The organism is Kocuria sp. KKT182, assembly GCF_055635395.1.
The window spans coordinates 252965-264746 of record NZ_CM145757.1 but is presented as its reverse complement, the minus strand read 5'-3'; the positions used below and the strand labels follow the sequence as shown (position 1 = coordinate 264746).

Sequence of the window (11782 nt, the reverse complement as noted above, 5' to 3'; positions counted from 1 at the left end):
TGGAAGTCTAGTCGCCCTCGTCGGCCCGCCGGGACGCCTCCGGGGCGGTCCCGCCGGTCCCGGCGGCCCCGGTCCCGGCCGCGGCGTCGGCCCCTGAACCGGCCTCGGTGCCGGCGGCGGGCCCCTCCTCGGCGTCGGCCGGGGCGTCCGCCCCGGTGCTGCCGTCCTCGGGTGCCTCGACGCCCGGCGGGGTGTCCACCGGCGCCGTCTGCTCGCTCTCGTCCTCCTCCGGATCGTCCGTGCGCAGCGGGATCCGCACGGGCTCGGTGGTGGAGGGCGGGACGTCGTAGTGGCGCAGCACCTGGCCCATGATCTTGCTGAAGGTGGGGGTGGTGCCGATCGCGCGGACGTCACCCTGGGGGCGCTGGAGCGTGACCGCCACGAGGTACTGGGGGTCCTCGACGGGGGCGACGCCCACGAAGGAGGTGGTGTACCCGTCGTAGCCGCCCTCCGGGCTGGGGGCCTCGGCGGTGCCGGTCTTGCCGCCCACCCGGTAGCCCTCCACGGCGGCCTCCTTGGCGCCGCCCTGGGTGACGGTGACCTCCATCATGTCGAGCACCTGCTCGGCCGTCTCCTCGGAGACGACCCGCTCGCCCTCGGGCCGCTCGACCGGGGTGCTGGTGCCGTCGGGGGCGACGACGGACTCGACGACCCGGGGCTCCACCTGGACCCCGCCGTTGCCGATGGCCTGGAAGATCGTCGCCGTGCGCAGCGGGGTCTGGGCGACGCCCTGGCCGAAGAGCACGGTGTACTGCTGGCGCACGTCCCACTGGTCCGCGCTCGTGAGGATGCCGGGCGACTCACCGGGCAGCTCGATGCCCGTGGTCTCGCCGACGCCGAAGCGCTGCATCCACTCGTGGCGCTGCTCCGGGGCGAGCTTGCCGCCGACCAGGACGGTGCCGGTGTTCATCGAGTCGGCGATGATCCCGGTGAACGTGCGCCGCTGCTCGCCGTGGTCGAAGGCGTCGGTGATCTTCTGCCCGTCGATCTCCAGGAACGGGGGCACAGTGATCTCCGTGCGGGGCGTGGCCACGCCCTCCTCCACGGCGGCCGCCGCGGTGAGGATCTTCTGGGTGGAGCCGGGTTCCACGGCCTGGGTGACGGCCCGCGCCCCCAGGTCCTCCGCCTCGGCGGAGCCGATGTCGTTGGGGTCCACGGTCGAGGAGTCGGCCAGCGCGAGCACCGCACCGTCCTCGATCCGCATGACCACGGCCGTGCCCCACTCGGCGTCCAGCTCCTCGGCGCGCTCGGTGACGGCCTGCTGGGCGAAGAACTGGACGTCGCTGTCGATCGACAGCTGCACCGAGGAGCCGTCCTCCACCGGGCTCTCCTCCTGGGGCGCCACCGGGATCCGCACGCCGTCGGCGCTGATCTCGAAGGTCCGGCTCCCGTCGGTGCCGCGCAGCAGCTCGTCCTGGGTCTGCTCGATCCCGCCGAGCGCCTCGTCGTCCCCGCCCATGAAGCCGACCACGCTGCCGCCCACCGGGCCGTTGGGGTAGATGCGGTCGGAGGACGGCTGCCCGTACACGTAGGGCAGGCCGAGCTCGCGCACGGTGTTCCACTGCTCGGGCGTGACCCCGCGGGCCACGTACTCGAACTGCTTGTCGCCGTCGAGGGCGTCCTTGACCTCGGTGTCCTCGAGCTCGAGGGCGTCGGCGAGCTGGTACACCGCCTGCGTGGGGGTCACGGTCTCGGTGGTGCCGTCGGCCAGGGGACGCTCGAACTCGCGCACCAGGGACTGGTCGACCGTGACGTCGTAGCGCTGGAGCGTGCGGGCCAGGACGTTGCCGTGGGTGTCGCGGATCTCACCGCGCAGCGCGGGCACCACCTCCGTTCGGGACCGCTCGCCGGCGGCGGCCTCGGCCCGGCCGGCGACGTCGAAGCCCTGCACCCACACGAGCCGGATCCCGAGGACCACGAGCAGGCCGAGCACGAGGACCACTCCGATGTGGCTGCGTCCGATGCCGCGGGCGCGGGGGGCGTCGGACGTCGAGCGTGCGCGTGCCACGTGTCTGCCTCGTTCCTGGTTGCGACTGGGAGATGTCCGGGGGGCTGCTGCCGGCGGGGGCGGGGGCCGGTGGCCCGGTCACTCCCCGGGCGTGCGCTGCGGCGGGGCCGCGAGGGAGCCGCCCTCCGCGTCCGCGGCGCCGGCCGGCGCGGCGTCCTCGCGGGCGCTGCGCTCGGCGTCCTCCCGCTCCTGCGCCGCCTTCTCCCGCTCGCGGTCCTCGGCGCGCTGGGCGGCACGGTCCGCGGCCTCGGAGCCGGTCTGGTGGGCGTGGTCGACCAGGATCTCGTGGTTCTCCTGGGGCTGCGCGGGCATGGGGTCGCCCTCGACGGTCCCGTTCGTGACGTCGACCGTGCCCGAGTCCTGCGCGGGGACCATGCCGAGGTCCGTCGCCATCACCGCAAGGTTCTGCGGGGCGTTGTAGAACTCGAGGTCCTGGGTGAGCGCCTCGTTCTGCTGGCTGAGGGCCTGCTCCTGGGCGCGCAGCTCCACGAGCCGGTACTGGCCCTCGGAGATCTGGATGTTCAGCACCAGGATCGAGGCCAGCGCCACCACGAGCGCCACCAGGCTGAGCACCACGGTGGAGAACCGCTGCCGGCGTGCCCGGCCCGGGACCACGGACAGCGGGGCCCGGGTCGACCCGGCCCGCTCCTCGGCGGGCGGCGCCGGGTCGCTCAGCTGGCGGGCGGAGGTGCCCTCCACCGGCGGACGCTGCCCGCGCCGCCCGGCCCAGGCGCCGATGCCCGTGCGCTGGGAGGTCGGGCGGACGGGGCGTCGCTGGAGTCCGGTTCCGCTCATGCCGTGTACCTCTGCGCGTTCTGTGCTGTGGGGGGGACGTGCTCTCGGATGCGCTCCACCGCGCGCAGGCGCGCGGAGGCGGCACGGGGGTTCTCGTCGATCTCCCGGGGGGTGGGGGTCTCCGTCCCGCGGGTCAGGACCCGCAGGGTGGGCTTGTGCTGGTCGAGCTCCACGGGGAAGCCCTTCGGCGCCGTCGAGGCGGCTCCGCGGGCGAAGGCCTGCTTGACGATCCGGTCCTCGAGGGAGTGGTAGCTCATGGCCACCACGCGCCCGCCCACGGGCACTGCGTCCAGTGCGGCGGGGATCGCCCGGCGCAGCACGTCGAGCTCCTCGTTGACCTCGATCCGCAGCGCCTGGAAGGTCTGCTTCGCGGGGTGCCCCTTGCGGTGCTGGGCGCCCTGCGGCACGGCCCCGCGGACGACCTCGACGAGCTCGCCCGTGGTCCGCAGCGGGGTCCTGTCCCGCTGCGCCACGATCGCGCGGGCGATCCGACCGGCGAAGCGCTCCTCGCCCCAGTCCCGCAGGATCCGGCGCAGGTCCTCCTCGCTGTAGTCGTTGACCACGTCCTGGGCGGTGACGGGCGCGGTGGAGTCCATGCGCATGTCCAGGGGCGCGTCGTAGGAGTAGGCGAAGCCGCGCTCGCGCTCGTCGAGCTGCAGCGAGGAGACCCCGAGGTCGAAGAGCACCGCATCCGCGTGGTCGAACCCGTGCCGGCCGAGGGCCTCCGGGATCCGGTCGTAGGTCGTGTGCACGGGGTGGAACCGGTCCCCGAACGGGGCGAGCCGCGCGCCGGCCAGTGCGTGGGCCTGCGGGTCCCGGTCGATCGCCACCAGCTGCAGGCCGGGGAAGCGCCGCAGCAGCGCCTCGGAGTGACCGCCCATGCCCATCGTCGCGTCCACCGCCACGGCGCCGTCCTCGCCGAGCGCGGGAGCCATCAGGTCCAGGCACCGTTCGAGCAGCACGGGAACGTGGAGCTGCTCGGCTGGGCGTTGCGCCATGGGCCCTCTCTTCGGCGGTCGACGGTGGATCGGTCTTCGGTGGCCGGCGCCGGGTCGACGCCGTGGTGCGGCGGCGGGCCTTCCAGGATCAGAACCCCATCCGCTGGCCGTCCCTCGAATCCGGCCTGGCTCAGGGGAAGGTGAGTCAGGACGGTGACGGCTGTGCGGCTGGAGATCTCATCCGGGAAGCGGCTCCGCGTGCTCCGAGGTGGTCTCGGCGGCCCTGCGCTCAGAAGAGCCCGGGCACCACTTCCTCCTCGGTCTCGGAGAAGACGGCCTCCTTCTCGTTCAGGTAGTCGTTCCACGCCTGGGCGTCCCAGATCTCCGCCCGGGTGCCCGCGCCGATGACGGCGAGCTCCCGGCCCAGCCCGGCGTAGTCCCGCAACGGCGGCGGTATGGTGACTCGGCCCTGCTTGTCCGGGACCTCGTCCGAGGCGCCCGAGAGAAAGACCCGGATGTAGTCCCTGGCCTGCTTCGAGGACAGCGGTGCCGCCCTCAGCTGCTCGTGGACCCGCTCGAACTCGCGGACGCTGAACACGTAGAGGCACCGTTCCTGACCGCGGGTCAGCACGAGTCCCTCCGCCAGTTCCTCCCGGTACTTCGCCGGCAGGATCAGGCGGCCCTTCTCGTCGAGACGGGGTGAGTACGTTCCGAGAAACATGCTCACCGCCTCTCCAGCCCGAGAGTTCTCCCAGATCCATCTCTTCGCCCCACTTTACTCCACTTCACTCCCCGGTCAACGAACGCAGGGGCCGGGCGCCGCGGCGTGGCGCGGCGCCCGGGCGCCGCGACGGGCGTCGCCCCAGGTGGGCACGGCGGCGCCGCGGCGGAGGGCGGCGGGGAGGAGCGTGGAGGACACCCCGGGCCCGCGGTGCGGGGCGCCGGCACCGGGCGTCGGGGAGCGCGGTGGAGGACGCCGCGGCCCGCGGCACCGGGCGCCGGCGGAGGGGTGCGGGGAGGAGAGTGGAGGACGCCGCGGTGCGGGCCGCGGGGAGGACGGTGGAGGAACGCTCCCCGGACGCTCCCGGGGTGCGGCCGGGGTGCGGCCGCGGCACCTCCAGGGCATGAAAAAGCTCCCCGGCGGTGCACCGGGGAGCTGATCGGACCCTGCAGACCGCCGTGCGGCAGCAGGGTGGGGGGAGGTGGAGGGGCCGGGCGGGTCGGTTCGAGCGGGCGGCGCCCTGCGGTCGGCTCCGGGTCCGGGCGGGGCCGGTCAGGTGGACGGGCCCCCGGAGTTGCGCTGGTCCCAGCGCTCCTCGAGGTTCTGCAGGAAGGGCGACGAGCGGCGGGGCGGGCCGCCCTTGCCGGGCTCCCCGCCGGGGCGCGGCTTGCCGGAGCGCAGCGTGGCGACGTAGACACCCGCGCCCATCACGACGAAGCCCAGGACCCCGACCAGGATGGAGTCGATGACGACCCCGCCCAGGAGGACGAGCAGGCCGACGACGGCGATCACGATCCCGAGGACGATGTTGCGGGTGGAAGCACCCCTGACGGCGCGGGACCCCATGTTCGTCACGAACCTCGGGTCGTCCGCGTGGAGCTGCTTCTCGAGCTGCGCCAGGAGCTGTTGCTCGTGCTCGGACAGTGGCACGGTATGCCTCCTCATCCTTCGGGTGCGGATTCCCCGGCTGTTCCGGCGCCGCCTGCTACCAGGATAGACCGTCGGGTGCTGATTTGGCACCGCGCACACGGCTGTCAACAGCCTCCGAGTTGCCCTCCGGACTCCGGGGTGCGGGAGGCAGGAGACGGGCGGGGCCGAGGCGCTCGGCGCCGAAGCGGGCGTGCACCCGGTCCATGGCCTGCTCGGCGGCCCCCCACTCCTCCTCGCGGCCGTCCAGGCTCAGCTGCAGGGCGTCCGTGGCGGGCTCCAGCCGCTCGGCGCGGATGCCGATGAGCCGGACCGGCTGGGGCCGGTCCCCGAGCTCCTCGAGCAGGCCCACGCCGTGCTCGAGGAGGTCGTGGGCGGACGTGAAGGGATGCTGCAGGGTCCGCGACCGGGTGATGGTCGTGAAGTCCGCCCAGCGCACCTTGAGCCCCACCCGGCGGGCGCGCAGACCCTGCCGGCGCAGCCGCGAGGCGGTCCGGTGGCTGAGCCGCAGGAGGGTCTCGTGCAGCACGCGGTCGTCCGCGACGTCCCGGGGGAAGGTCTCCTCCGCGCCCACGCTCTTCTCCTCGCGGACCGGTTCGACGGGGCGGGGGTCCCGTCCGTTGGCGAGCTCGTGCAAGTGGTGGCCGGCCGCCCGTCCGACCAGGCGGGTCAGCATCGGCACGGGGGCGGCCGCGAGGTCCCCCACGCTCCTGAGCCCCGCGCCGGTGAGCGTCTCGGCCGTGCGCCCGCCGACGCCCCACAGCGCCGAGACCGGCAGCTCCGCCAGGAACGCGACGGTGTCCTCGGGCTGGACGAGCAGCAGGCCGTCCGGCTTGGAGCGGGTGGAGGCGATCTTCGCGACGGTCTTGTTGGCGCCGATCCCCACGGAGGCGGTCAGTCCCAGCTCGTCCCGCACACGGGCCCGCAGGCCGCGGGCGATGCCCACGGGCGGGCCGAGCCGCCGGACCGCTCCGGCGACGTCGAGGAAGGCCTCGTCCACGCTGATCTGCTCGACACGGTCGGTGATGTCCCAGAACATGGCCATGACCCGGCGGGAGTAGGCGTCGTAGGCGTCCCGGTGGGGCTCGAGCAGGACGGCCCGGGGGCACATCGCCCGGGCCCTTGCCAGGGGCATGCCGGAGCGGACGCCGAACGCCCGGGCCTCGTAGGACGCGGAGAGGACGACGGAGCGTCCGCCCGACCCGGCCACGATGACGGGCCTGCCGCGCAGCCCAGGGGCCGCGAGCAGCTCCACGCCGACGTAGAACATGTCCATGTCGACGTGCAGCACGGCGCACTGCCGCCAGCGCTCCAGCCGGTCCCTCGGCGTCTCGGTCACCGCGTCCTCCTCCCGGGTCCGGCACAGCTTAGCCCTCGGCGCGGACATCCCGGCCGCGGTGCGGGCCCCGGCCCGGGCGGAGCGCCCCGGTCCGCTCACCGGGCCTTCGATAGGCTGGGGCGGACATCGCGGACGACCGGCAGAGGGCGTCCGCCGCCGCCCCGAGTCCGAGGTCGATCCGCCCATGACGTGCCCGCCCCTCCCGCACCACCCCGACGCCCCCGCCGGCACCGCGCCGCAGGCCCGGCCCGAGGACGCCTTCCGCGCCGAGGACGAGCGGTTCGTGGCGCGGCTGCACGCGGAGCTGGAGGAGTTCTTCGGCCGGCAGCGAGCGGTCCTGGGCGGCATCTCGGCGGACGCCCTCCCGCTGCTGGACGCCGTCGTCGCGCTCTCCGCCGGCGGCAAGCGGCTGCGGGCGCGGCTGTGCTACTGGGGCTGGCGGGCGGCGGGCGGCGACCCGGAGGACCCGGCCGTGGTCCGGGCCGGGGCGGCGCTCGAGCTCTTCCAGTCCGCCGCGCTCATCCACGACGACGTCATCGACCGCTCCGACACCCGCCGCGGCGCCCCCAGCGTGCACCGCCGCTTCGAGTCCGTGCACGCGGACCGGGGCTGGGCCCTGGACGGTCCGGCCTTCGGCGTGGCCGCCGCGATCCTCTCGGGCGACCTGTGCCTGTCCTGGAGCGAGCAGTCGTTCGCCGCGGCCACCACCACGGCGCCCGGCGGCCACCGCGCACGGGCGGTCTTCGACCTCATGCGCTCCGAGGTGATGGCCGGGCAGTACCTCGACGTGCAGGGCGAGGTCGCCGGCGGGGGCCAGGACCGCGACGGCGCGGTGCAGCGGGCCCTGGACGTCATCCGGTACAAGTCGGCGAAGTACTCGGTGGAGCACCCCGTGGTGCTCGGCGCCGCCCTGGCCGGGGCGCCGGAGCCGGTCCTGGAGCGCTGCTCCGCGTTCGCGCTGCCCCTGGGCGAGGCGTTCCAGCTGCGCGACGACGTCCTGGGCGTGTTCGGCGATCCCGCGGCCACGGGCAAGCCCGCCGGCGACGACCTGCGCGAGGGCAAGCGGACGGTGCTCGTCGGCTACGTCCGCACGCTCGGCAGCGAGGCGCAGATCGCGCGGCTCGAGGACGCCCTGGGCCGGCCGGAGCTGACGGAGGAGGACGTCGAGGAGCTCCGCTCGCTCATCACGGCGTGCGGCGCCCTGGGCTCCACGGAGGAGCTCATCGAACGGCTCAGCGGGGAGGCGTTCACCGCGCTGGACCGGCTCGGGGCCGACGCCGTGCCGATGGCCGCGCTGCGCGGCCTCGCGACGGCTGCGGTCCGCCGCTCGTCCTGAGTCCGGCGCGCCGGTCAGGAGCGGGTCACCAGGCCAGGGCCTGCGCCCGGCGGCGGATCTCCGTCTTGCGCCCGTCCCGCAGCGCGTCGACGGGACGGCCCGGCAGGGACTCGTCCTCGGTGAACAGCCACGTGATCGCCTCGACGTCGGTGAAGCCGGAGTCCCGCAGGACCGCCACCGTGCCCTTCAGCGAGTCGACCACGGCGCCGTCCAGCAGGAAGGCGGCCGGCACCCGGCGGATGCTGTCGTGCGGGTTGCGGACGGCGAGGAGCGTCCCGTCGTCGACGAGGCCGTGGACGCGGGTGACCACGAGGCCGAGCTGCTCGGCGACGTCGGGCAGGGGCAACCACTCCTGGACGAGACCGTCCAGGCGGTCGAACTCCTCGGTGCTGATTCCGGATGTGTTCTTCACGCCCCCAGAGTGCCACGTCCGCCGGTGCCCGTGCCACGCGGGCCCGCCACGGTATGCTCGACCCGCGGAGCCGGCTGAGACCTCCGCACCTTCCCCGATCAGCGTCAGAGAGTTACTTCATGCCGTATCCCCCCGACAGCGACACGACCGACCCGAACGACGCACCGCGCTCCACCACCGCCGAGACCACTGCCGAGACCACTGCCGAGGCCTCCGGGCAGCAGGACGACCGCTCCCCCGGCTGGGCGCGCCGCGCCCGGACGGGGTCGGCGGTCACCGCCGTCGCCGCCCTCGCCGCCCTGGGCGGGGGCACCGTGGCCCACGCCGCCCCCGCCCAGACGGCCCAGGTGGCCTCGGCGCCCCTGCTCGCCGCCCAGAAGACGACGAAGACCCCCGTGCACACCGTGTCCCCCGGGGACTCCCTGTGGGCGGTCGCCCAGCGCCACGGCGTGGCCGTGGACGAGCTCATGCGGTGGAACGACCTCTCCGGCGCGGCGCTGCTGCTGCCCGGGCAGGAGCTGCGCCTCTCCGGCGGCGCGGCCCCGGCGGCCGAGCCTTCGAAGAAGCCGGCCCCGCCCGCGGCGGAGCCGCCCCGGACGGAGCACGTGGTGCGCTCGGGCGACTCGCTGTGGAGCATCTCGCAGGCGCGCGGGGTGTCGGTCCAGTCGCTCCTCGACGGCAACGACCTCACGGTGAACTCGCTGCTGCGCCCGGGCCAGCGGCTGTCGGTCACGGAGCCGGCCCCCGACACCGTGCGGACCGCCCAGGCCCCCGCCCCCGAGCGGGCCGAGCAGCCCCGGCCGGCGCCCGAGCGCGCCATCGGCGACACCTTCCTGGGCCGCACGTACGAGGACGGGGTGGTGGACTCCGCCAACCGCCACCACGAGCAGCTCGCCGCCCGCCCCGCGCCCTCGCGCGAGGAGATGCGCCGGCTCGTCCACGACACCGCCGTGCGGATGGGCGTGGACCCGGCGCTCGCCCTGGCGCACGCCCACCAGGAGTCGGGCTTCGACCACCGGGCCGTGTCCCCCGCGGACGCCGTGGGCACCATGCAGGTCATCCCGGACGCCGGGGACTGGGCCTCGGGACTCGTGGGCCGGGAGCTCGACCTGCTCGACCCGCAGGACAACGTCACTGCCGGCGTGGCCATCATCCGGCAGCTGGGCCGCGCCGCGCCCAGCACCGACGTGGCCATCGCCGCGTACTACCAGGGCCTGCACGGGGTGAAGAAGTACGGGATGTACGACGACACCAAGCAGTACGTCAAGAGCGTCAAGACCCACCGCAAGCGGTTCGGACCGTGACCTGCGACCCAGCCTGCGCACAGCGCCCCGCCCTAGTCTGATCCCGTGCAGCACGCGCTCCCCGACCACCTGACCGGGACCGTCCTCGAGGGCCGCTACGAGCTGGGTCCGCGGATCGCCCGCGGTGGCACCGCCACCGTGTACCGGGCGGTGGACACCCGCCTGGAGCGCGTCGTGGCGGTCAAGCTCATGCACGCCCACCTGGCCGAGGACCCGGCCGCGGCGGACCGGTTCGTGCGGGAGGCCCGGTCGGCGGCGCGGCTGTCCCATCCCCACGTGGTCTCCGTGCTCGACCAGGGCCACGCCCCGGACGGGGTGCCGTACCTGGTCATGGAGCACGTGTCGGGCTCGACGCTGCGGGACCTCCTGCGCCGGCGCGGCGCCCTGCCCCCGGGCGAGGCCCTCGGGCTGCTGGAACCGGTCCTCGACGGGCTGGCGGCGGCCCACCGCGAGGGCCTGGTGCACCGCGACGTGAAGCCGGAGAACGTGCTGATCTCCGCCGCCGGCCGGGTGACCGTCGCGGACTTCGGTCTCACCCGCGCCGTCGACCAGCACACGGCGACCGGAACGGTGCTGGGCACGGTCGGCTACGCCTCGCCGGAGCTCGTCACGGGGCAGCGGGTCGACACCCGCGCGGACGTGTACTCGGCCGGGATCCTGCTCTTCGAGCTCCTGGCCGGCCGCCGTCCCTTCGAGGGCGGTCCGCTGGCCGTGGCCCGCGCCCACGCGGACGGCGCCGTCCCGGACCTGCGCACCCTCGATCCCGGTCTCCCGGCCGGTGTGGCGCGGCTGGTCGCCCGGGCCACGGCACGGGAGCCGGAGCGGCGTCCGCCCGACGCCGGCAGCTTCCTCGACGAGCTCCGGTCGGTCCGGGCGGGTCTGCGGCCCGCGGAGCTCGACCGCCCCCCGGGACCCGGCGCCGCCCGCGGCACCCCGGCCGTGCCGGCTCCGGACGCCGCGGCCACGGCGGCCCTGGACCCCGCGGTCGGACCCACCGCGGCCCTCGGGGCGGGCGCCCCCACGGAAGCCCTCGGCCGAACCGCTCCCACGGAAGCCCTCGGCCGAACCGCTCCCACGGAGGCCCTCGGTTCGAGCGGCACCACGGAGACCATCGGCCGGGACGCCCCCACCGAGACCCTCGGCCGGGACGCTCCCACGGAGGCGTTCGGCCCGGCGGCCGGCCGGACCGGGGTGCCGGGTCCGCACGCCGCGACCCTGGGAGCGGCTGGGGCCGGGGCCCCGGCGGTCTCCGGCCGGCCGCTGCCGGCGCGGACCTCGAGCGGCTCCTCCGACCCCTGGCGGCCCGAGGTCGAGCTGCGGCCCACCCGGCCCCTGCACGCGGCGGGGACGCTGGCCCTGGTCGCGCTCGCGGTGGCCGGGGCGGCATTCCTGGGCTGGCTCCTGGGCTCCGGTCCGGGCGGGACCGTGAGCGTGCCGGACGTGCGGGGAGCGGGTCCGGAGCTCGCCGAGCAGTACCTGGCCGGGGCCGGTCTGGGCAACGTCGCCGTGCACGAGACCGCGGACCCGGTGGCCCCCGCCGGCACCGTGCTCGGCACCGACCCGGAGGCCGGGGCCACGGTGCGCTCCGCGGAGCAGGTCGTCCTGCTGGTCTCGACCGGTCCCGTGCGGACCACCGCGCCCGACGTCACCGGGATGTCGGAGGAGGACGCCCGGGCGCGCCTCGAGGACGCCGGGCTGGCGGCCGGCACCCGGAGCCCGGTCGCCGACGACGCCGCCGCCGGGACGGTCGTGGGCCAGCACCCGGAGGCGGGCGAGGCGGTGGCCGAGGGGTCGGCCGTGGACCTCGCCGTCTCCCTCGGGGCCCGCGCCGACTCCGCGCCCGGGGTGCTGGGCAGGCCCGTGGACGAGGCGGTCCGGCTCCTCGCGGAGGCGGGGTTCGCGGCGCGGGTCGAGGAGAGCCTCGGCGCCCCCTTCGGCTACGTGGTGGCCCAGACGACGGACGGGGCCGAGGTCGTCCTCACCGTCGTCTGAGCGGACGGCA

General features: G+C 75.5%; 10 protein-coding genes. 3 read left to right on the top strand and 7 right to left on the bottom strand.

Annotated elements, in window-relative coordinates; genetic code table 11:
• Window positions 1–7: 7 nt before the first annotated feature.
• The 6 genes from ACZ2G1_RS01155 to dinB form a co-directional block, all read right to left on the bottom strand.
• Entirely contained in the window at window positions 8–2008 is a 2001-nt protein-coding gene (locus ACZ2G1_RS01155; RefSeq protein ID WP_109243789.1) for a peptidoglycan D,D-transpeptidase FtsI family protein, read from the bottom strand.
• 78 nt (window positions 2009–2086) lie between these two features.
• Window positions 2087–2803 (bottom strand): cell division protein FtsL, encoded by a 717-nt coding sequence (gene ftsL / locus ACZ2G1_RS01150; RefSeq protein WP_470377350.1) that lies wholly within the window; start codon window positions 2801–2803, stop codon window positions 2087–2089.
• The gene (gene rsmH / locus ACZ2G1_RS01145; RefSeq protein ID WP_470377349.1) at window positions 2800–3801 is read right to left on the bottom strand and encodes a 16S rRNA (cytosine(1402)-N(4))-methyltransferase RsmH; all 1002 of its coding nucleotides are present in this window, start codon (window positions 3799–3801) and stop codon (window positions 2800–2802) included. The genes ftsL and rsmH overlap by 4 nt, the downstream gene beginning before the upstream one ends.
• A 229-nt stretch (window positions 3802–4030) precedes the next feature.
• Window positions 4031–4462, bottom strand: a complete 432-nt coding sequence (gene mraZ, locus ACZ2G1_RS01140) for a division/cell wall cluster transcriptional repressor MraZ (protein ID WP_031283112.1) — start codon at window positions 4460–4462, stop codon at window positions 4031–4033.
• A gap of 552 nt (window positions 4463–5014) precedes the next feature.
• Entirely contained in the window at window positions 5015–5392 is a 378-nt protein-coding gene (locus tag ACZ2G1_RS01135) for a DUF3040 domain-containing protein (RefSeq protein ID WP_017833696.1), read from the bottom strand.
• A gap of 55 nt (window positions 5393–5447) precedes the next feature.
• On the bottom strand, window positions 5448–6728 hold the full coding sequence (gene dinB / locus ACZ2G1_RS01130; RefSeq protein WP_017833697.1) for a DNA polymerase IV: 1281 nt from the start codon (window positions 6726–6728) through the stop codon (window positions 5448–5450).
• A 184-nt stretch (window positions 6729–6912) separates the two neighbouring features.
• On the opposite strand from dinB, the gene ACZ2G1_RS01125 reads away from it, so the two are divergent.
• Window positions 6913–8064 (top strand): polyprenyl synthetase family protein, encoded by a 1152-nt coding sequence (locus tag ACZ2G1_RS01125; protein ID WP_109243788.1) that lies wholly within the window; start codon window positions 6913–6915, stop codon window positions 8062–8064.
• 25 nt (window positions 8065–8089) lie between these two features.
• Here ACZ2G1_RS01125 and ACZ2G1_RS01120 read toward each other — a convergent pair whose 3' ends face one another.
• Window positions 8090–8476 carry an Rv2175c family DNA-binding protein gene (locus ACZ2G1_RS01120; protein WP_017833699.1) on the bottom strand — a complete coding sequence of 129 codons (387 nt, stop codon included), beginning with the start codon at window positions 8474–8476 and terminating at the stop codon, window positions 8090–8092.
• Between the two features lie 119 nt (window positions 8477–8595).
• Here ACZ2G1_RS01120 and ACZ2G1_RS01115 point away from each other — a divergent pair, with 119 nt between their 5' ends.
• Both ACZ2G1_RS01115 and ACZ2G1_RS01110 read left to right on the top strand, forming a co-directional pair.
• Window positions 8596–9780 carry a lytic transglycosylase domain-containing protein gene (locus tag ACZ2G1_RS01115; protein ID WP_470377348.1) on the top strand — a complete coding sequence of 395 codons (1185 nt, stop codon included), beginning with the start codon at window positions 8596–8598 and terminating at the stop codon, window positions 9778–9780.
• Window positions 9781–9825: 45 nt separating this feature from the next.
• Entirely contained in the window at window positions 9826–11772 is a 1947-nt protein-coding gene (locus tag ACZ2G1_RS01110; protein ID WP_470377347.1) for a protein kinase domain-containing protein, read from the top strand.
• Window positions 11773–11782: the final 10 nt, after the last annotated feature.

Coding starts and splice junctions, on each gene's coding strand:
- ftsL (WP_470377350.1), bottom strand. CDS start 2,803: ATGAGCGGAACCGGACTCCAGCGACGCCCCGTCCGCCCGACCTCCCAG.
- rsmH (WP_470377349.1), bottom strand. CDS start 3,801: ATGGCGCAACGCCCAGCCGAGCAGCTCCACGTTCCCGTGCTGCTCGAA.
- mraZ (WP_031283112.1), bottom strand. CDS start 4,462: ATGTTTCTCGGAACGTACTCACCCCGTCTCGACGAGAAGGGCCGCCTG.
- ACZ2G1_RS01125 (WP_109243788.1), top strand. CDS start 6,913: ATGACGTGCCCGCCCCTCCCGCACCACCCCGACGCCCCCGCCGGCACC.
- ACZ2G1_RS01115 (WP_470377348.1), top strand. CDS start 8,596: ATGCCGTATCCCCCCGACAGCGACACGACCGACCCGAACGACGCACCG.